Annotated in this window: 15 protein-coding genes; 9 read left to right on the top strand and 6 right to left on the bottom strand. The window is 69.0% G+C overall.

Annotated features, from left to right (window positions below; genetic code table 11):
- The first annotated feature begins 202 nt into the window (after positions 1 to 202).
- The 8 genes from FBZ87_RS10905 (at position 203) to FBZ87_RS10940 (ending at position 10718) form a co-directional block, all read left to right on the top strand.
- The gene (locus tag FBZ87_RS10905) at positions 203 to 1357 is read left to right on the top strand and encodes an NAD(P)/FAD-dependent oxidoreductase (protein WP_422394500.1); all 1155 of its coding nucleotides are present in this window, start codon (positions 203 to 205) and stop codon (positions 1355 to 1357) included.
- A gap of 30 nt (positions 1358 to 1387) precedes the next feature.
- The gene (locus tag FBZ87_RS10910) at positions 1388 to 2038 is read left to right on the top strand and encodes a helix-turn-helix domain-containing protein (RefSeq protein WP_145610332.1); all 651 of its coding nucleotides are present in this window, start codon (positions 1388 to 1390) and stop codon (positions 2036 to 2038) included.
- Between the two features lie 61 nt (positions 2039 to 2099).
- The gene (locus FBZ87_RS10915) at positions 2100 to 3638 is read left to right on the top strand and encodes a cation:proton antiporter (RefSeq protein WP_145610333.1); all 1539 of its coding nucleotides are present in this window, start codon (positions 2100 to 2102) and stop codon (positions 3636 to 3638) included.
- Positions 3639 to 3698: 60 nt separating this feature from the next.
- Positions 3699 to 4607: an alpha/beta fold hydrolase gene (locus FBZ87_RS10920; protein WP_145610334.1), complete on the top strand. Its 909-nt coding sequence runs from the start codon at positions 3699 to 3701 to the stop codon at positions 4605 to 4607.
- Between the two features lie 269 nt (positions 4608 to 4876).
- Entirely contained in the window at positions 4877 to 5512 is a 636-nt protein-coding gene (locus tag FBZ87_RS10925; protein ID WP_145610335.1) for a TetR/AcrR family transcriptional regulator, read from the top strand.
- A 97-nt stretch (positions 5513 to 5609) separates the two neighbouring features.
- On the top strand, positions 5610 to 6734 hold the full coding sequence (locus FBZ87_RS10930; protein WP_145610336.1) for an efflux RND transporter periplasmic adaptor subunit: 1125 nt from the start codon (positions 5610 to 5612) through the stop codon (positions 6732 to 6734).
- Entirely contained in the window at positions 6731 to 9835 is a 3105-nt protein-coding gene (locus FBZ87_RS10935; protein ID WP_145610337.1) for an efflux RND transporter permease subunit, read from the top strand. Before FBZ87_RS10930 ends, FBZ87_RS10935 begins: the two co-directional genes overlap by 4 nt.
- A 115-nt stretch (positions 9836 to 9950) precedes the next feature.
- Complete coding sequence (locus FBZ87_RS10940; protein WP_145610338.1) at positions 9951 to 10718, top strand: alpha/beta fold hydrolase; 768 nt, start codon at positions 9951 to 9953, stop codon at positions 10716 to 10718.
- A 56-nt stretch (positions 10719 to 10774) separates the two neighbouring features.
- Here the strand turns inward: FBZ87_RS10940 and FBZ87_RS10945 are convergent, their stop codons facing one another.
- The 4 genes from FBZ87_RS10945 to FBZ87_RS10960 form a co-directional block, all read right to left on the bottom strand.
- Positions 10775 to 12877, bottom strand: coding sequence for a S9 family peptidase (locus FBZ87_RS10945; protein ID WP_246134342.1), 2103 nt, complete (start codon positions 12875 to 12877; stop codon positions 10775 to 10777).
- A 110-nt stretch (positions 12878 to 12987) separates the two neighbouring features.
- Complete coding sequence (locus tag FBZ87_RS10950; protein WP_145610339.1) at positions 12988 to 13179, bottom strand: hypothetical protein; 192 nt, start codon at positions 13177 to 13179, stop codon at positions 12988 to 12990.
- A 73-nt stretch (positions 13180 to 13252) separates the two neighbouring features.
- The gene (locus FBZ87_RS10955; protein WP_145610340.1) at positions 13253 to 15226 is read right to left on the bottom strand and encodes a methyl-accepting chemotaxis protein; all 1974 of its coding nucleotides are present in this window, start codon (positions 15224 to 15226) and stop codon (positions 13253 to 13255) included.
- 252 nt (positions 15227 to 15478) lie between these two features.
- Complete coding sequence (locus FBZ87_RS10960) at positions 15479 to 16417, bottom strand: GlxA family transcriptional regulator (protein WP_145610341.1); 939 nt, start codon at positions 16415 to 16417, stop codon at positions 15479 to 15481.
- Between the two features lie 107 nt (positions 16418 to 16524).
- On the opposite strand from FBZ87_RS10960, the gene FBZ87_RS10965 reads away from it, so the two are divergent.
- On the top strand, positions 16525 to 17217 hold the full coding sequence (locus tag FBZ87_RS10965) for a DJ-1/PfpI family protein (protein ID WP_145610342.1): 693 nt from the start codon (positions 16525 to 16527) through the stop codon (positions 17215 to 17217).
- Here FBZ87_RS10965 and FBZ87_RS10970 read toward each other — a convergent pair.
- Positions 17214 to 18581 carry a sensor histidine kinase gene (locus FBZ87_RS10970; RefSeq protein ID WP_145610343.1) on the bottom strand — a complete coding sequence of 456 codons (1368 nt, stop codon included), beginning with the start codon at positions 18579 to 18581 and terminating at the stop codon, positions 17214 to 17216. The genes FBZ87_RS10965 and FBZ87_RS10970 overlap by 4 nt on opposite strands.
- Before the next feature lies 1 nt (position 18582).
- A complete protein-coding gene (locus FBZ87_RS10975; protein ID WP_145610344.1) occupies positions 18583 to 19266 on the bottom strand; it encodes a winged helix-turn-helix domain-containing protein in 684 nt (227 codons plus the stop codon).
- Between the last annotated feature and the right edge of the window lie 21 nt (positions 19267 to 19287).

Consider the following 19287-nt stretch of genomic DNA (forward strand, 5'->3'; position numbering starts at 1 on the left):
ATTCTCCAAATTGAGAACAACTCCGCCTGGCTGGTGCAGGAACTGTCATATAGATCATTGTTATATAACGTATTTATTGTGTTTCATTTTATGAACATACCTGAAACGTCACCGGCAGATCGCGAGATTGCGGCTGGACAGACGAGCGCCCACGTGCCAAATATTTCTCTGATTGGAGAATATCGCCGGCTGGGAGATGGAATTGGAAAGGTATGACGTCATCGTCATCGGTGCCGGCATGGGCGGGGCCGCCCTGGCGGCAGAGCTGAGCCCCCACGCGCGGGTGCTGGTGCTGGAGGCGGAGGCGCGGCCGGGCGTGCATGCCACCGGACGGTCGGCCGCCCTCTACGCCGCCGCCTACGGCGGGCCGGACGTGCGGGCCCTGACCCGGGCCAGCCGGGCCTTTTTCGATGCGCCGCCCGAGGGCTTCGCCGACCACCCGCTGCTGTCGCCGCGCGGCCTGCTGTACGTCGCGACGGCGGCGCAGGTGCCCCGCCTGATGGATTTCCTGGAGGAAATCGGCGACAGCGTGCGGACGATACCCGTGGCCGACGCCATGGCCCAAATGCCCCTGCTGCGACCGGCGTACGTGGCCATGGCCGCCCTGGCGCAAACAGGCAGCGCCATGGACATCGACGTCGACGCCCTGCACCAGGGCTATCTGCGCCTGGCCAAGCGCCGGGGCGCCACCCTGCTGACCGACGCGCTGGCCGACCAGCCTCGCCGCGAGGACGATCTGTGGGTGTTGCGCGTGGGTGATCGCCATGTGGCGGCCCCCAAGGTGGTGAACGCCGCCGGCGCCTGGGCGGAGCAGGTGGGATTGGCCTTCGGCGCCGCCCCCCTGGGGCTGAGGCCGCTGAAGCGTACCGCCCTGCTGGTTGATCCGCCGCCGGGCCACGACACCGACCGCTGGCCCGGTGTCTTCGACACCGATGAACAATTCTATATGAAGCCCGACGCGGGCAAGCTGCTGCTGTCCCCGGCGGACGAAACCCCCACCGAGCCCTGCGACGCCCAGCCGGACGAGCTGGACGTGGCCATCGCCGTCGACCGGGTGCAGCAGGCGCTGGACCTGCCGGTGCGCCGCGTCACCCACAGCTGGGCCGGCCTGCGCACCTTCGCGTCCGACCGCCAGCCGGTGGTGGGCCCCGACGCCGCCGTGCCTGGCCTCTACTGGTGCGCCGGCCAGGGCGGCTACGGCATCCAGATGGCGCCGGCCCTGGCGCGGCTGGCCGCCAGCCTGGTGCTGGACCGCCCAGTGCCCGACGACATCCTGGCCGAGGGGCTGGTGCTGGCCAACGTGCTGCCGTCCCGCCTGGCCGGTGCCGCTTGCGAACCGGCCGTACCACTGGAATAAAGGCGGGTCACGCCCCCCATGGACAGCCGGATGAAGAAGAACGCCACCCTGGGCCAGTTGATCGGCGCGCTGCGCCAGCGCAACGGCTGGACCCTGAAACAGATGAGCGAGAAGGTGGGCATCCCCTTGTCCACCCTGGCCAAGGTGGAAGGCGACAAGCTGTCGCTGAGCTACGACAAACTGGAGCAATTCACCGGCCGGCTGGGCCTGAGCATGGCCGAATTCCTGGCCCAGGACCGGGGCCCCGGCGCCACCGCCAAGGGCGCCCCGCCCGTCATCACCGGCCGGCGCAGCCTGACCGGCGACAGCAATTCCGTGCGCATCCACACCGGCGCCTACGACTACGAATACCTGTGCACCGACCTGCGGCGGAAGCGCATGGTGCCCATCCTGACCCAGGTGCTGGCCCACACCCTGGCGGAGTTTGGCGACCTGGTCCGCCACCAGGGGGAGGAGTTCATCTATGTGGTCGAGGGCACCATCGAGGTGCACCTGGAGTTCTACGCCCCCGTCACCCTGCGCCAGGGCCAGGGCATCTACATCGACAGCATGATGGGCCATGCCTACCTGGCCAAGGATTGCGAGCGCGCCCTGGTGCTGGGCGTCTGTTCCAGCGACGACAGCAACCTGCAGGGTGACCTGATCACCCTGGCGGAAGAAACCGCCGAACGCCCCGCCTGACGGCTGCCCTTACGCCGGCGAAATGCTAGGTTGCCCCGGCTGGGGGAAGGCGGGGACCGACGTGGCGCTGTTTGAAAGCATGTTGACGCTGGTGGTGGTCGCCATCCTGCTGCTGCAGGTGTCGCGCCGCCTGGCCGTGCCCTATCCAGCCCTGCTGGCCCTGGCCGGCGGGCTGGTGGCGGCCCTGCCCTGGTCGCCCCAGATCAGCATGGACCCGCGCCTGGCGTTGACCCTGTTCATCGCCCCCACCCTGCTGGACGCCGCCTATGATCTGCCACCGCGATCCCTGCGGCCCTTATGGATTCCACTGGTGGCGCTGGCCGGCCTGGCCGTGGTGCTGACCACGGCCGCCGTCGCCTGGGCCGGCGTGGCCCTGGCGGGCATGCCCCTGGTGGCGGCCGTGGCCCTGGGTGCCATCGTCGCCCCGCCGGACGCGGCGGCGGCCACCACCATGCTGGGCCGCTTCAGCCTGCCCCGCCGCACCGTCACCGTGCTGAAGGGCGAAAGCCTGCTGAACGACGCCGTGGCCCTGCTGATCTTCGCCACGGCGGTGGGTTGGGCGCGGGACGGCAGCCTGGAGAAGCTGGCGCCGGAGGTGGCACTGGCTGTGCCCGGCGGCCTGCTGGTAGGGTACCTGACGGCGCGCGCCTACATCGTGCTGTCGCGGCCGCTGGAAGGCACGCTGGGCGGGACCATCGCCAGCTTCGCCGGCACCTTCACCGTCTGGGTCATCGCCGACCGGCTGCACCTGTCCGCCATCCTGGCCGTGGTGGCCAACGCCATGACCCTGGCCCACCACGTGCCCTATCGCCAGCGGGCCCGCGACCGCGTCAACACCTACGCCGTGTGGGGCACGGTGGTTTTCCTGCTGAACGTCCTGGCCTTCCTGCTGACCGGCTTGCAGGCGCGCAGCATTCTGAGCCACCTGGGCGACGGGCAGCTGGACCGCGCCCTGGAATTCGCCGGCACCGTGCTGGCGGTGGTGGTGGGCGTGCGGCTAGCCTGGGTCATGCTGTACAACCGCCTGGTCAACCTGATCGCCCGCTGGGGCTGGTACGACCAGCCGCCCAGCCTGGCCCAGGGGCTGGTCGTATCCTGGTGCGGCATGCGCGGGCTGGTGACGCTGGCCACGGCACTGGCCCTGCCGGAGGGCTTCCCCGAGCGCGACCTGATCGTGCTGTGCGCCCTGGCCGTGGTGCTGGGCACCCTGGTGGCGCAGGGCCTGACGCTGGGGCCGCTGATCCGCCTGCTGCGCTTTCCGGCGGACGACAGCCTGAGCCAGGACCTGACGTTCGCCCGCGGCGCCCTGCTGGATGCGGCCCTGGCCAGCCTGAAGGACAAGGACGGCGACGGCGCGCGCCTGATGCGCGAAATCTATGAGCGCGACCGCGCCGTCCTATCCAGCGGCCGGCACCCGCGCGAGGCCAGCGAAACCGCCCAGCTGCGCCGCGAAACCATCGCCGCCAAGCGCCGCGCCCTGGCCAACCTGCGGCGCAGCGGTCGTATCGACGACGACGTGTTCCACACCCTGGAGCAGGAGCTGGACTGGGCCGAGCTGGCGGCGGCCTTGCCGGATGAACTGGAACTGGCCGAAAGCTGAGCATCGGCTTATGCAAAGCTTGCATCACCGCCGGCAACCGGCTGGGGGCATGCTGGCGGCATGAACGCGACCCTCGTTGAGCGGGGCCCCAGCCCCTTCCTGGCCGGCTTCCGCCTGGCGGACGTCACCGTCGACACCGGCGTCACCCTGCGGGCGGCCGTCGGCGGTGACGGCCCGCCCCTGCTGCTGCTGCACGGCCATCCACAGACCCATGTCACCTGGCGCAAGATCGCCCCGGCCCTGGCGCGGCGCTTCACCGTGGTGGCGGCCGACCTGCGCGGCTATGGCGACAGCGCCAAGCCGGAAAGCGATGCCGACCACGCGCCCTATGCCAAGCGCGCCATGGCGCTGGACATGGTGCTGCTGATGCGGGCGCTGGGGCACGAACGCTTCGCCGTGGCCGGGCACGACCGGGGCGGCCGGGTGGCGCACCGCATGGCGCTGGACCATGCGGCCGCCGTCAGCCGCCTGGCCCTTCTGGACGTGGCACCCACCGCCACCATGTACGCCCTGACCAACCAGGAATTCGCCACCCGGTATTTCTGGTGGTTCTTCCTGATCCAGCCGGCGCCCTTGCCGGAACGCCTGATCGCCGCGGACCCGGAATTCTTCCTGCGCAGCCACATCGACCGGCAGAACAAGATCGCCGGCGCCACCGAACCGGCGGCCTTCGCCGAGTATCTGCGCTGCTACCAGGACCCCGCCACCCGCCACGCCATCTGCGAGGACTATCGCGCCGCCGCCACCATCGACCTGGCGCACGACGCGGCCGACGGGCACCAGCGGGTCACGGCGCCGCTGCTGGCCCTGTGGGGCGCCCACGGTACGGTGGGTCAGCTGTACGACGTGCTGGCCACCTGGCGGGAGAAGGCCGACGATGTGCGCGGCCGGGCGCTGGACTGCGGCCACACCCTGCAGGAGGAGCGGCCGGACGAGGTGCTGGCCGCCTTCCTGGACTTTTTGGCCTAATCCTTCCAGTCGCGGGATCAAAGGTGGGCGGACTTGTCGCCCTCGCCGGCCAACCCACGCTTCCGGTGGGCATGGCGACGGCCCGATAATGGTTGCATCCTAATAATTATTCTATACACTATCTGAGTGACGATATTGTCAATGTGTCAGTTGTCACATACATAGGGACTTTCGGACCCATCATCCGCGGGGCTTGCGGCCCGGCACGGCCATAGGGCGGCAAGCGGATCGGTTCGCGCCAGGTCCCTTTTTTTGAAGGTCGCACGCCCATGACCACCGCAGCGCGCCCCACCCCCGCCAGCCCGGCCTCCACCGGCCAGCGCGGCCCCCTCGACCATGAGCGCCGCGCCCAGATCGTCGAAGCCGCCGACCAGCATTTCCGTTATTACGGCTATCACAAGACCACGGTGGCGGACCTAGCCAAGGCCATCGGCCTGTCCACGGCCTACATCTACAAATTCTTCAGCAGCAAGCAGGCCATCGGCGAGGCCATCTGCGCCCGCTGCCTGAGCGAGATCACCGCGCAGTTGCGGGTGATCATGAGTGAGCCCGCGTCCGCGGCGGAACGCCTGCGCCGCGTCTATCCCACCCTGGCGCGGGCCGGCGCCGCCCTGTTCTTCGAGGAACGCCGGCTGCACGACATCGTCGTCACCGCCGTCACCGAGAACTGGCACGCCGGCACGACGTACGAGGAAGAACTGCGGGACATGGTGCGCACCCTGGTCGTCGCCGGACGTGAGGCGGGGGAATTCGAGCGCGAGACCCCGCTGGACGAGGTGTGCCTGGCGATCGAGGAGACGTTGTGGCCGTTCGCCCACCCCCTGATGCTGGAAGAGAAGCTGGACATGTTGGACACCACCACGGCGGCGGTGGCCGGGTTGGTGTTGCGCAGCCTGCGGCCCTGACATGTGATAAGTGACGCATGAAGCATAACGAGTGACGGATTGACGAAATCGTCACTCGTCTGTATGGTCGAGGCTCCTTCAGGGATGGAGCTTCGCCATGCGGCACCCCGTATCTTCCCGCCTGCTGACCCTGGCCGTCCTGGCCCTGGCGGGCACCTCGCTTTCCGCCTGTGACAAGCCTGCCCCCGACCCGCGCACGGCCGAGCGCCTGGTGCGCGTGGCCACGGCCCAGCCGGCGGCGCACGACGAGCGCGCCTATGTCGGCGTCGTCACCGCCAAGGTGCAGAGCGGCCTGGGCTTCCGCGTCGCAGGCAAGGTCATCCAGCGCCTGGTGGACCCCGGCCAGACCGTGAAGGCCGGCCAGCCGCTGATGCGCATGGACAACACCGACTACGCCCACGCCATCACCACCCAGCAGGGCCAGGTGGCCATGATCAAGGCCACCCTGACCCAGGCCCGGGCGGATGAGGCGCGCTATCGCGCCCTGGTGGGCAACGGCGCCGTCTCCCCCTCCGCCTACGACCAGAAGAAGGCCGCGGCCGACGGCGCCCAGGCCCAACTGGACGCGGCGCTGGCCCAACTGAGGGTGGCGCAGGACGACAGCGCCTACACCACTCTGGTGGCGGACGCTGACGGCACGGTGATGGATACGCTGGCCGAACCGGGCCAGGTGGTCACCGCCGGCCAGATCGTGGTGCGCCTGGCCCATGCCGGCCCGCGCGAGGCGGCGGTGAACCTGCCGGAAACGGTGCGGCCGGCCGTGGGCTCCCACGCCGCCGCCACCCTGTACGGCAGCGCCGTGCGCGCCCCCGCCACCCTGCGCCAGCTGTCGGACGCCGCCGACACCCAGACCCGCACCTATGAGGCCCGCTACGTCCTGGATGGCGCCGCCGCCCAGGCCCCCCTGGGCGCTACGGTGACGGTGCACCTGTCCCTGAGCGGCGACGACACCCCGCCCGTCTCCGTCCCCCTGGGCGCCCTGAACGACGAGGGCAAGGGCCCCGGCGTCTGGGTGCTGACGCCCGAAGCCGGCGGTGATCGGGCGACCATCGCCTTCCGCCCGGTGACCGTGGGTCAACTGGGCGCCGAGGAAGCCACCCTGCTGGGCGGTGTCAAGGCCGGCGAGCGGGTGGTGGCCCTGGGCGGCCACTTCCTGCATGAAGGCGAAAAGGTGCGTGTGGCCCCGACTAGCGGGGCTTCGGCCCAGGCGGTGCTCAAATGAGCGGCTTCAACCTGTCGGCCCTGGCGGTCCGCGAACGCGCCATCACCCTGTTTCTGCTGATCGCCATCACCCTGTCAGGCGTCCTCGCCTTCCTCAAGCTGGGCCGCGCCGAGGACCCCGCCTTCACCATCAAGGTGCTGACCGTCAGCGCCGTCTGGCCCGGCGCCACGGCGCAGGAGATGCAGGACCTGGTGGCCGAACCCCTGGAGAAGCGCCTGCAGGAACTGCGCTGGTACGACAAGGTGGAAACCTTCACCCGGCCGGGCATGGTGCTGATGACCCTGTCGCTGCAGGACAAGACACCGCCCTCGGCCGTGCCCGAACAATTCTACCAGGCGCGCAAGAAGTTGGGGGACGAGGCCCGCACCCTGCCGTCCGGCGCCCTGGGCCCCTTCGTCAACGACGAGTATTCCGACACCGACTTCGCCGTCTACGCGGTCAAGGCACCGGGCATGCCCGCCCGCCAGCTGACGCGCGAGGCGGAAACCCTGCGCCAGCGCCTGCTGCACGTGCCGGGCGTGAAGAAGATCGACATCCTGGGCGAACGGCCCGAGCGCATCTTCGTCGATTTCACCTACGCCCGCCTGGCCACCCTGGGCATCGGCGCCCGCGACATCTTCGACGCCCTGGCCCGCCAGAACACGGTCACGCCGGCCGGGTCCATCGACACCGACGGCCCGCAGGTCTTCATCCGCCTGGATGGCGCCTACGATGACCTGGAGAAGATCCGCAACACCCCCATCGTCGCCGGCGGCCGCACCTTCAAGCTGTCGGACGTGGCCGAGGTGAAGCGCGGCTATGAGGACCCGCCCACCTACCTGATCCGCCACGATGGCGACCCGGCCCTGGCCCTGGGCGTGGTCATGCAGGACGGCTGGAACGGTCTGGAACTGGGCAAGGCCCTGGATGCCGAAGAAAAGAAGATCGCCGCCGAACTGCCGGTGGGCCTGACGCTGAGCAAGGTCAGCGACCAGGCGGTGAACATCCACGAGGCGGTGGGTGAATTCATGCTGAAGTTCTTCGTCGCCCTGGGCGTGGTGATGTTCGTGAGCCTGGCCAGCCTGGGATGGCGCGTGGGCATCGTCGTGGCCGCCGCCGTGCCGCTGACCCTGGCCGCCGTCTTCGTCATCATGCAGATCACCGGCCGCGCCTTCGACCGCATCACCCTGGGCGCCCTGATCATCTCGCTGGGCCTGCTGGTGGACGACGCCATCATCGCCATCGAGATCATGGTGGTGAAGCTGGAGGAAGGGTACGACCGCATCAAGGCCGCCGCCTACGCCTGGAGCCACACGGCCGCCCCCATGCTGTCCGGTACCCTGGTCACCATCATCGGCTTCACGCCCGTGGGCTTCGCCAAGTCCACCGCGGGCGAGTATGCCGGCAACATCTTCTGGATCGTGGGCTTCGCCCTGATCACCTCATGGGTGGTGGCGGTGGTGTTCACGCCCTACCTGGGCGTCCAGTTGCTGCCCAACATCCGCCCCATCCCGGGGGGGCATGCCGCCATCTACGCCACCCCGCGCTACCAGCGCCTGCGCCGCCTGATCACCTGGGCCGTGGACCATCGCGGCCGGGTGGCCCTGGCCGTGGTCGGCACCTTCCTGCTGGCCGGCGTGGGCATGGGCTTCGTCAAGCAGCAGTTCTTCCCCACCTCCGACCGGCCGGAGATCATGGCGGAGGTGCAGATGCCCGAGGGCACCAGCATCGAGGCCACGAGCGCCGCGGCCAAGAAGGTGGAGGACTGGTTGCGCCGGCAGCCGGAGGCGAAGATCGTCTCCACCTATGTCGGCCAGGGCGCCCCGCGCTTCTTCCTGTCCTACAATCCCGAGCTGCCCGACCCGTCCTTCGCCAAGATGATCGTCCTGACCCCGGACGACAAGGCGCGCGACCGGCTGAAGGACAATCTGCGCCAGGCGATATCCGATGGTTTGGCGCCGGAGGCCCGGGTGCGCGTGTCGCAGCTGGTGTTCGGTCCGCCCTCGCGCTTCCCCGTCATGTTCCGCGTCAGCGGGCCCGATGTGGCGGTGCTGCGCGGCATCGCCGATGAGGTGCAGGCCGTCATGCGGGCCAACCCCGACACCCGCCTGGTGAACCAGGACTGGGGCGAGCGGGCGCCCACCCTGCACTTCGTGCTGGACCAGGACCGCTTGCGCCTGATCGGCCTGAACCCCACCGACGCCGCACAGCAGCTGCAGTTCCTGCTGACCGGCGCCCCGGTGACCCAGGTGCGTGAGGACATTCGCGTGGTGCAGGTGACGGCGCGCAGCGCCGGCCCCGACCGGCTGGACCCCGCCCGCCTGGGCGACATGACCCTGACCAGCGCCGACGGCCGCCTGGTGCCCCTGAGCCAGATCGGCCATGTGGAAGTGCGGGCGGAGGAGCCCATCCTGCGCCGCCGCGACCGCGTGCCCACCATCACCGTCCAGGCCGACATCGACGAAGCCCTGCAGCCGCCCCAGGTGTCCATGGCCATCGAGAAGGCCCTGGCCCCCATCGTCGCCAAGCTGCCCGCCGGCTACCGCATCGACATGGGCGGCAACATCGAGGAAGCGGGCAAGGCCAACGCCGCGCTGGCCCCCATGTTCCCCATCATGGCGGCCCTGATCCTGCTGGTGCTGGTGCTGCAGACCCGGTCGCTGTCGGCCATGGCCATGGTGTTCCTGACGGGGCCCCTGGGCCTGGTGGGCGCGGTGCCCGTCCTGCTGATCTTCCACCAGCCCTTCGGCTTCAACGCCATCCTGGGCTTGATCGGCCTGTCGGGCATCCTGATGCGCAACACCCTGATCCTGATCGGCCAGATCCACACCAACCAGGAGGAAGGGCTGTCGCCCTATCACGCGGTGATCGAGGCCACGGTGCAGCGCGCCCGCCCCGTCATCCTGACGGCCCTGGCCGCCGTGCTGGCCTTCATCCCCCTGACCCAGTCGGTGTTCTGGGGGTCCATGGCCTTTGTGCTGATCGGCGGCACGGCCGTGGGAACGGTGCTGATCCTGGTCTTCCTGCCCGCCCTCTACGCCCTGTGGTTCCGGGTGAAGGCGGACGGGGCGGCGGCGCACGAGGAAGCGCCCCATTATCCCCGGGCGGTGCCGGCGGAGTGAGTTGACTTCGCGCCGAGGTATGATAGGACTGGTCCCAGTTTCGAACGCCCTTCCGGTCCGCCGGAAGGGCGTTTCCTTTTTGGCTTTCCCGCAGCCTTGAAAAGGAAAGTTCGAAATGACCGGAAACATATTGGGCGTCACGCTGCACGGCACGGGGCCGGAACCCGTGCTGGTCCTGCATGACTGGCTGGGCGACGCCAGCACATACGCACCCATGTGGCCCTATCTGGACATTCACCGCTTCACCTACGCCCTGGTGGATTTGCGCGGTTACGGCCGGTCCATGCACCTGGCGGGCGACTATACCATTGAAGAGATCGCCGCCGATTGCCTGGCCGTGGCCGACCGTCTCGGCTGGTCCCGCTTCCATGTCGTGGGCCATTCCATGACCGGCATGGCGACGCAGCGCCTGGCGGCCGACGTGCCGTCGCGCATCAAGAGCGCGGTCGCTGTCTGCCCCCTCTCCGCCGCCGGCAACCCCTTGCCGGACGAGACCGCCGCCTTCTTCGCCAGCGTCTGCGAGGATGACGACGCCTTCCGCCGCTTGATCAAACACGTGACCGGCCTGTCGGACCAGTGGGCGGAGGTGAAGCTGCGCCAGAACCGGAGCCGCGTGGCGCCCCAGTGCCGTCCGCACTACCTGCACATGATGCGGACGGCCCATTTCGTGGATGAGGTGCGCGGGCTGGCGACACCCTTCTTAGTCATGGTCGGGGACAGGGATCCCGGCCTGGACGCCGCGGCGATGGAACGCACCTTCCTCGCCTGGCATCCCAACGCGACCCTGATGGTGATGCCCAACTGCGGCCATTACCCCATGCAGGAGTGCCCACCCCGGTTCGCCCAGATGATCGAAAACTTCCTCGACAGCCAGGCCGGCTGACAAAAAACCCCGGCCAGGGCAACCCGGCCGGGGCTTTTCCTTGGCACAGAGACCGCTTACTTGGCCTCGGTATCCGTGCGGTACTTCTTGAACCAGGCCAGGATGGCGTTGGTCTCGCCCACCAGCTGCGACGGGCGTTCGGCCAGGCCGCCGTGGCTGGCGCCGGGCACGCGGATCAGGGCCGTGGGGATGCTGCGCAGTTGCAGGGCGGCGTAGTACTGCTCCGCCTCGCTGGGGGGTGTGCGGTGGTCTTCCTCGCCCACCATGACGGCGGTCGGGGTCTTGACGTTGCCCACCAGGCTCAGCGGCGACCGGCGCCAGTACTGCTCCTGGTCCTCCCACGGCATCTTGCCGAACCAGTACTTGGCCATGAAGGTATAGCCGTCGACGGTCAGCACCTCGCTGGTCCAGTTGATGACCGGCTTCTGCGTCACCGCCGCCTTGAAGCGGTCGGTCTTGCCCACGATCCAGGCCGTCAGCACGCCGCCGCCGGAGCCGCCGGTGACGAACAGGTTGTTGGGATCGACCGAGCCCTTGGCGATGGCCGCGTCCACCACGCTCATCAGGTCGTCGAAATCCTGGCTGGGGTAGTTGTGGTGGATCTGGTTGGCGAAGCTTTCGCCGTAGGACGTCGACCCGCGCGGGTTGGCGTAGACGACGATGTAGCCGGCGGCGGCATACAGCTGGTCCTGCGTCGACCAAACGGGGCCGTAGCTGGCGAAGGGCCCGCCATGGATTTCCAGGACCAGCGGGTACTTCTTGGCCGGGTTGAAGTCCGGCGGCGTCACCATCCAGGCGTCGATGGGCAGGCCGCCGGCGGTGGAGGTGGTGGGCAGCGGCTGCACCTTGGCCAGCGTCTTGCCGGCGAACAGGCTGGCGTTGAGGGTGGTCAGGCGCTTCTGCTCCCCCGGGCCGGTGCTGAGGCCGACGTCGGCCGGGTGGGTGGGATCGCCCCATGGGAAGGCCACCGCGCCATCCTTGGACACGCTGAAGCCGCCGCCGGAATAGGGACGGTCCAGCTCACTGCCCGCCAGGCCCTCGGCCACGGTGGTGATCTTGCCGTCCAGGGTGACGCGGGCGACCTTGGTCACGCCGTGGTCGGTGTAGGTGGCGTAGATGGACCGGCCGTCCGCCGCCCAGCGCGGGCTGCCCAGGTCGCGGTCGAAGCCGGCCGTCAGGGCCCGCACCTCGCTGCCGTCGGCGTTCATGACCGACAGCACGCTGTTCTGGTAGCCCAGCTCCTTGTCGTCGAAGCCGACGAAGGCGATGTGCTTGCCATCCGGCGACGCCACCGGTTCCTGGTCGGGACCGCGGCGCGTGGTCAGCTGGGTCAGGCCGCCGGTGGTGGTGTCGACGGAGAAGACGTCGGAGTTCAGGGGATCGCGTTCCCAGTCCTTGCCGTGGTTGGTGCTGAAGATGATATGGCGGCCATCGGGCATCCACGACAGGGCGCCGCCGTCGTCAAACTGGCCAGTGGTCAGCTGACGCGGGGCGCCGCCATCGGCCGGCACCACGAAGATGTGGTTGAAGCCGGGGCGGACATAGCCCTCGCCATCCTCACGGTAGTTGATGGTGGTGATGACCTTGATGGGATCGGCCCACTTGGCACCCTCGGGCGCCGCGAGGGGAGAACCCAGGCTGCTGCCCTCCTCCGGCACGAACATGGTGAAGCCGATCTGCTTGCCGTCCGGCGACCAGGCGATGTCGGACGGGCCTTCCGGCAGGGCGGTGATGGCGGCGCTGTTCCCGCTGCCCGCACCACTCAACCAGCGCACCCAGATCTGCGGCTTGTCGCCCGGGCCTTTGGCCACATAGGCCAGGCGGGTGCCGTCCGGCGACCAGCGCGCCCGGCTGCTGCCCGGCACGCCCAGCGGGGTCTGCTGCCCGCTGGCGACGTCCACCAGCCAGACCTCGCTACGCGCGTTGTCTGTCATGATGTCTTCGCTGGAGCGGGTATAGGCGATGCGCTTGCCGTCCGGGCTGATCTGCACGTCCTTGGCCTGCGCCAGCGCGAAGGCGTCGCGCGCCGTCAGGGTGTGGGCGGGGGTGACCGCCTCGGGCGTGGTGCCGGTGGGGGCTGGGGAAGCCGCCAGCGCGCAGGGTGCGACGCCCAGCGTGAGGGCCAGCGCGAACGCCGCCCGGTGCAAACGTGAAGTCATGTGGGTCCCATCTGCAGTGTTCTTCTGTCGGCCCGGGCCCCGCTCCCGGTACAGGCGCACAGCCTGTCATGTTTGCGGGGCCGCCGCCAGATGGGACCTATGTTCCCGCCTCAGCCGCCGCCAACCGGTGTCACCACCCGGCCCGTACCGCCGCAATCCGGACAGGGCGCGCCATCCACCCTGCCGGTGCCGCCACAGCGGCGGCAGATGTTCTCACCGGCACCGGGCGTGCCGGGCCGCACGGCGTCGGGGTTGGCGTCGGGGCGTCCGTTCGTGGGCTGGTCCTTGGGTTCCGGTGCCATGGCATCCTCCGTCCGGTGGGGGTTGGGTCGCGTTCGGACCACAACCCCCGACCGGCCGATTGGATGCGTTCCGTCAGGCCGCCCGCACCGCGGTGACAAAGCGGCTGACCTGCTCGTCCAGGGTCTTCAGCTGCTGCGCCAATTCCCCGGCCGTGCCCAGCACGTGGCTGGCGCGGTCGGCGCTGTCCACCACCACGTCGCTGACGGCGTGGATGTTGGTGGTGACGGCACGGGTGCCGCGGGCGACGATGCTGGCGTTCTGCGAGATTTCCCGCGTCGCCGCCCCTTGCTGCTCCACGGCCGAGGCGATGTTGGCCGCCACCTCCTGCGCCCGGGCCGATACCTCGGCGATGGTGCGCACCTCCGCCACCGCCCGGCCGCTGGCCTGCTGCGTGGCCTCGATCTGGGCGGTGATGTCCTCCGTCGCCTTGGCGGTCTGGTTGGCCAGGTTCTTCACCTCCGACGCCACGACGGCGAAGCCCTTGCCCGCCTCCCCCGCCCGCGCCGCCTCGATGGTGGCGTTGAGGGCCAGCAGGTTGGTCTGGCTGGCGATCTGGGTGATCAGGTTCACGATCTCCGTGATCTTTTCCATCTGGCCGGCCAGGTGCTCGATGGTCTGGCGCGCCGTCTCCGCCCGGGAGGCGGTGTCGGTGGCGATCTCGGCGCTCTGCGTCACGCGGGTCGCGATCTCGCCGATGGAGGCGGACAGCTGTTCCGCCGCCACCGCCACCGTCTCCACGCTGCTGGACGTCTCATCCGTCGCCACGCGCACCGCGTCGCTGCTGCGCCGCGCGTCGGCCAGGCCGGCCGCCAGATGATTGCTCTGCGCGTCCACCTGGCCGCTGGCCTGGGCCACCAGCTTCAGGACGGAGGAGACGTTGGCCTCGAAGTCGTTGGCCAGCCGTTCCGCCGTGGCGCGGCGTTCCCGCTCCGCCGCCTCCTGCAGCTGGGTGCGTTCCTGGTGCAGCTTGCCCACCTCGGCCGCGTTGCGCTTGAACACCTCCAGCGCGCGGGCCATGGCGCCGATCTCATCCCGGCGGTCCAGGGCCGGCGTGGGCACGTCGACGGCGCCCTCGCTGAGCGCGATCATGGTGCCGGTGATCTCATCGATGGGCCGCGCCACCAGGCGGTAGGTCACCGCCCCCAGCAGCAGCACCAGCACCGCCACCGTGACGCCCGTGGCCACCATGATCAGCATGCCCAGGGAGCGCAGCGGCCCGAAGGCCTTGGTCGCGTCCATGGTCACGCCCACGTACCAGTGGGCCGAGGGCAGGTCCTTGATGGGGTAGAAAGAGGTCAGGGTGTCGCCCGCTTGCTCCGGCGTGCGGCCCAGATGCTGCTGGATGTCGAATCCATCGGCCAGCTTCTTCATCACCCGGTCCTTGTCGGCATGGACCAGCACCGTGCCGTCGCCGTCGATCAGGAACACCTGGCCGTTGCCGCCCAGGTCGAAGGACTTGAGGAAGGTCTTGACCATCTCCAGGTCCAGGTCTCCGGCGGCCACGCCCGCCAGCGCACCATTCTTCATGACGGGGCTGGCGATGGTCAGCACCAGGTTGCCGCCCGACGCGCTGACATACGGCTGCGTCATGATGGTCTGCCGCGCGGCATCGGCCGCCTTGTACCAGCCGCGCTGGCGCGGGTCGTAGCCGGGTGGCAAATCAAGCGCCGGGACCATGGTGAAGACGCCGGCGGTGTCGCCGTAATAGACAGGGCTGAAGGTGCCGCTCAGCGTCGGTCCCTGCAGCAGGCCCATGACATGGGTGCCGTCGCCGGCCGCCACGTCATCGGCCAGGTTCCGCACCAGCGAAACGCGGCCCATCAGCCATTTCTGGATGCCATCGGCGGCCGACTCGCCGGTCGATTTGATCTGAGTATTGATTTGAGTGGTCAGAGTATCACTTGAGACGGAATAAATGACATATCCCAAGATGCTGAAAGCCAGCGCCACAAATACTGCGGTGAAAGCCACAATCCTGTAGACAAATTTGGTTCGTTTGCCCGTCTGCTCAATCGAGCGCATGCCAGCATACGGTCTGGAGTTCATTGCCCCCTCGCACTGTCATGTCTGTTTATAGGGACGGTCAAGGCCAGCCCCGTTGAGCAACAGACTAGATCAGTTTTCAAAGAGGTTAAACGCCAAATTTTTGCATGTGCGAGAAGTTTTCCGCATCTGCACCTTTAAAGGGCAACCGCCTTCGACCAAGGCAGTGGGCGCCCATAAAATTCGCCATTGCCGCGAACCTTGCCACCCGGCGGAACCGCCCCAGATTTCCGCGCTTGCCCGGCTGAAGCGGCACTAGGCCGACCGGCGGAGGGACTGGGGCGGCGCGCCGAAGGTGCGGATAAAGGCCCGCCGCATGCGCTCGGTGTCGCCGAATCCCGTTTCGATAGCGATACGGTCCAGCGAAGCCGGACTTTCCTCCACCAAATCCCGCGCCACCTCCAGCCGCAGCTGCTCCACCGCCTTGGCCGGCGTCAGTCCCTGCTCGGCGGCGAAGGCGCGGGCGAAGTTGCGCGGGCTCATGGCCGCCTGCGCCGCCAGTTCCTCCACCGTCAGGGGACGCGCCAGATTGTCGCGCACCCAGGCCAGCAGGTCGCCGAAGCGGCTGCTGGTGCCTTGCATCTCCAGCAGGGTGGAGAATTGCGACTGTCCGCCCTGGCGGCGGTAGGGCACGACAAGTTGGCGGGCGGTGCGCCGGGCGATGGCCTCGCCCTGGTCCTCCGCCACCAGGGCCAGCGCCAGGTCGATGCCGGCGGTGATGCCGGCCGACGTCCAGAAGACGCCGTCGCGGATGAAGATGCGGTCGGCCTCCAGCCGCACCTGGGGGAAGCGCCGGGCGAAAGAGCTGGTGCGGTACCAGTGGGTCGTGACCCGTCGCCCGTCTAAAAGCCCAGCAGCGGCCAGCAGAAAGGTGCCGGAACAGACGCTGGTGACCCGCCGAGCATGCCCCGCCACGGCACGGGCATAGTCCAGCAAGGCGAGCACGGCGCTGGCGGCGTTCACCCCCTCGCCACCCGCCACCACCAGCGTGTCCACCTGTGCCGGGTCCACCAGCGGCCCCGCCATCAGCAGGGCGCCGGAAGAACTGGCGACCGGCCCCGCCGCCAGCGCCATGACGCGGATGTCATAGGGTTGGCGGGCGTAGCGGCCCGCGATCTCGAACGCCGCCAGGGGTCCCGTGACGTCCAGGATCTGGAACCCGGGATAAGCCAGGAAGGCGATGGTGCGGGCCATGGGTGTTGTACCATCATTGGCAGGAAAGGTGGGATTTATGGCATTGCTGCCAACACCTGTCGAGGGCACGGTTGGGCCATCCCATGCCGCCAGCCCGGAGCTTTCCCATGAGCCAGCCCGCCTTCACCATCGTTGAAGTCGTCTTCCCCCTGATGACCCAACTGGACTTCACCGCCCCGCACCAGGTGTTCAGCCGCCTGCCCGGCATCACCACCCGCGTGGCGTCCGCCACCGGCGGCACCATCGCCTCGCACGAGGGCCTGCGGTTTGAGGGGACGGAGCGGCTGGCCGACATCCAGGCCTGCGACCTGCTGTTCATTCCCGGCGGCATGGGCATTGCCGCCGTGCTGAACGACGCCGAGACCATGGCCCAGGTGCGCCGCCTGGCCGGGGGCGCCCGCTACCTGACCTCGGTCTGCACCGGGTCGCTGGTCCTGGCCGGGGCCGGCTTGCTGAAGGGCAAGCGGGCGGCCTGCCATTGGGCCTGGCGCGGCCAGCTGGCCCGGTTCGGCGCCATTCCCGACGCTGGCCGCGTGGTGCGCGACGGCGACATCATCACCGGCGGCGGCGTCACCGCCGGCCTGGACTTCGCCTTCACCGTGGCCGCCGAGATCGTGGGCCCCGACGCGGCGGAGGCCCTGCTGCTGATGCTGGAATATGCGCCCGAGCCACCCTTCGCCGGCGGCCGCCCGGAACTGGCGCGGCCGGAGGTAAGGCAGCGGGTGGATGAGATCTACGGCGCCATCCTGCCCAAGCGCATGGCGGAGGTGGAGGAGTTCGCCCGCCGCATGTCGCCCTAAGCCAAGCGCATCCGCGCCTTGAGCCCCGGATGATTATCCGCCAGGTCGAAGGCGCCGCCGTGCAACTTGGCGACGGCGCTGACCAGGCTGAGGCCCAGGCCGACGCCGGGGGTGCCGCGGCCGGCGTCGCCCCGGTAGAAGCGTTCCGTCACCCTTGGCTTTTCATCGTCCGGGATGCCGGGGCCATTGTCGCTGACCGACATCTCGACCTTGCCATCCGCGCCGCTGCCGACCTCCACCGTGATGGCGCCACCCTCGGGCGTGAACTTCAGGGCGTTGTCGATCAGGTTGCCCACGGCCTGGGCCAGCAGGATGGGGTCGCCCAGGATGGTCATCATACCCTCATCGCCCTGGAAGGTCAGGGAGACGCCCTTCAGTTCCGCCGCCGGCAGGTAGAATTCCACGGCGCCCGCCGCCACCTCCGCCACGTTGACCTCGGCAAAGCCGGAACGGCGGGCGCCGGTATCGATCTCCGCCAGGCGCAGAAGGGCGTTGAAGATGCCGATGACCCGGTCGACGTCGGCCACGGCCCCGTCCACCTCGGCATAGGTCTCGGCCAGGGGCGGCCGGGTGACGCTGACCTCCTCCAGCCGCGACCGCAGCTCCGCCAAGGGGGTGCGTAAATCGTGGGCGATGGCGTTGGAGACGTTGCGCACGCCGTGCACCAGCTGCTCGATCTGGTCCAGCATGCCGTTGATGGTGCGCGACAGGGTGTTGAACTCGTCCTGCCCCCGGGTGGTGGGCAGGCGGCGCGACAGGTCGCCCTGGACGATGCCGGTGGCGGTGCGGCTGAGATCGTCGATGCGGCGCAGCACCGCCCGGCGGATGAGGAAGCCGCCCAGCATGCCCAGCAGCAGCAGAACGCACATCGCCGCCAGCAGGCTGTACCAGAAGCGCTGCTCCAGCGGACGAAAGTGGGCCATGTCGCGCGCCACCACCAGGTGATAGCCGCCGGGCAGCACCACATGCACCAGGCGCGCCTGCACCGTCCGGCCGTTCAGCTTGATCGGGGCGTTGTAGACGCCCTGCCGTTCGGGAAAGTCGCCGGGCCAGGCCGGGAGGTTGCCCGCCAGCACGGTGTGCGCCGCATCCGTCAGCAGCAGGAGGCGCTCCGCCGCGATCTGCATGCTCATGCGCTCATTGAGGAAGGCCACCAGCCCATCGGGCCCGCGCTGGCGGAACACCTCGGTGAAGCGCTGCGCGTCCTCCTGCAGGATCTCGGTGCGGCCGTCGTCGATGGTGACCCGCCAGGCATAGCCCAGGGGGGCGGCGAACAGCACCAGGGTCACCAGGCCCAGCAGCACATAGCTGAAGGCCAGGGTATAGGCGGATGAGCGCAAGGGCGAGGCGGGGGCCGGCGCCATGTCAGCCGCCCGCCGTCATCATGTAGCCGGCGTTGCGCACCGTGCGCAGCAGCGGCGGCTCCCCCTCCCCCTCGATCTTCTGGCGCAGCTTGCTGATGTGCACGTCGACCACGTTGGTCTGGGGGTCGAAGTGATAGCCCCAGACGCCTTCCAGCAGCATGGTGCGGGTTACCACCTGGTCGACATGGCGCATCAGGTATTCCAGCAGCTTGAACTCCTGGTTCTGCAGGGTGATGACCCGCTCGCCCCGGGTCACCTTGCGCGACAGCAGGTTCATGCGCAGGTCCCCTACCGCCAGGTTGGTTTCCGGCACGGCGCCGGTGGGCGACCGGCGCATCAGGGCGTCCAGGCGCGCCAGCAGCTCGCCGAAGGCGAAAGGCTTGGTCAGGTAATCGTCGCCGCCGCTGCGCAGGCCCTTGATGCGCTCATCCACGCTGCTGAGCGCGCTGAGGATCAGGACCGGCGTCTGCGTGCCCATCTTGCGCAGGGTCTCGATGATGGTCAGCCCGTCGATGTCGCCCGGCAGCATGCGGTCCATGACGATGACGTCGAAGGGTTCGCCCGTCGCCAGGAACATGCCGTCCCGCCCGTTGTCGACATGCTCCACGGTGTGTCCCGCCTCGCGCAATCCCTTCACGACGAAGCGCGACACCCGTTCGTTATCCTCGACCAGTAGCACCTTCATGGCAGCACCTTCATGGCGCGT

Source organism: Nitrospirillum amazonense, assembly GCF_007828035.1.
Classification (GTDB): Bacteria; Pseudomonadota; Alphaproteobacteria; order Azospirillales; family Azospirillaceae; genus Nitrospirillum; species Nitrospirillum amazonense.

Excerpts from the sequence above, each read along its gene's own strand:
- FBZ87_RS10940 (WP_145610338.1), top strand. The coding sequence starts at position 9,951 with ATGACCGGAAACATATTGGGCGTCACGCTGCACGGCACGGGGCCGGAA.
- FBZ87_RS10920 (WP_145610334.1), top strand. The coding sequence starts at position 3,699 with ATGAACGCGACCCTCGTTGAGCGGGGCCCCAGCCCCTTCCTGGCCGGC.
- FBZ87_RS10925 (WP_145610335.1), top strand. The coding sequence starts at position 4,877 with ATGACCACCGCAGCGCGCCCCACCCCCGCCAGCCCGGCCTCCACCGGC.
- FBZ87_RS10945 (WP_246134342.1), bottom strand. The coding sequence starts at position 12,877 with ATGACTTCACGTTTGCACCGGGCGGCGTTCGCGCTGGCCCTCACGCTG.
- FBZ87_RS10930 (WP_145610336.1), top strand. The coding sequence starts at position 5,610 with ATGCGGCACCCCGTATCTTCCCGCCTGCTGACCCTGGCCGTCCTGGCC.
- FBZ87_RS10970 (WP_145610343.1), bottom strand. The coding sequence starts at position 18,581 with ATGGCGCCGGCCCCCGCCTCGCCCTTGCGCTCATCCGCCTATACCCTG.
- FBZ87_RS10910 (WP_145610332.1), top strand. The coding sequence starts at position 1,388 with ATGAAGAAGAACGCCACCCTGGGCCAGTTGATCGGCGCGCTGCGCCAG.
- FBZ87_RS10950 (WP_145610339.1), bottom strand. The coding sequence starts at position 13,179 with ATGGCACCGGAACCCAAGGACCAGCCCACGAACGGACGCCCCGACGCC.
- FBZ87_RS10955 (WP_145610340.1), bottom strand. The coding sequence starts at position 15,226 with ATGAACTCCAGACCGTATGCTGGCATGCGCTCGATTGAGCAGACGGGC.
- FBZ87_RS10965 (WP_145610342.1), top strand. The coding sequence starts at position 16,525 with ATGAGCCAGCCCGCCTTCACCATCGTTGAAGTCGTCTTCCCCCTGATG.
- FBZ87_RS10960 (WP_145610341.1), bottom strand. The coding sequence starts at position 16,417 with ATGGCCCGCACCATCGCCTTCCTGGCTTATCCCGGGTTCCAGATCCTG.
- FBZ87_RS10935 (WP_145610337.1), top strand. The coding sequence starts at position 6,731 with ATGAGCGGCTTCAACCTGTCGGCCCTGGCGGTCCGCGAACGCGCCATC.
- FBZ87_RS10975 (WP_145610344.1), bottom strand. The coding sequence starts at position 19,266 with ATGAAGGTGCTACTGGTCGAGGATAACGAACGGGTGTCGCGCTTCGTC.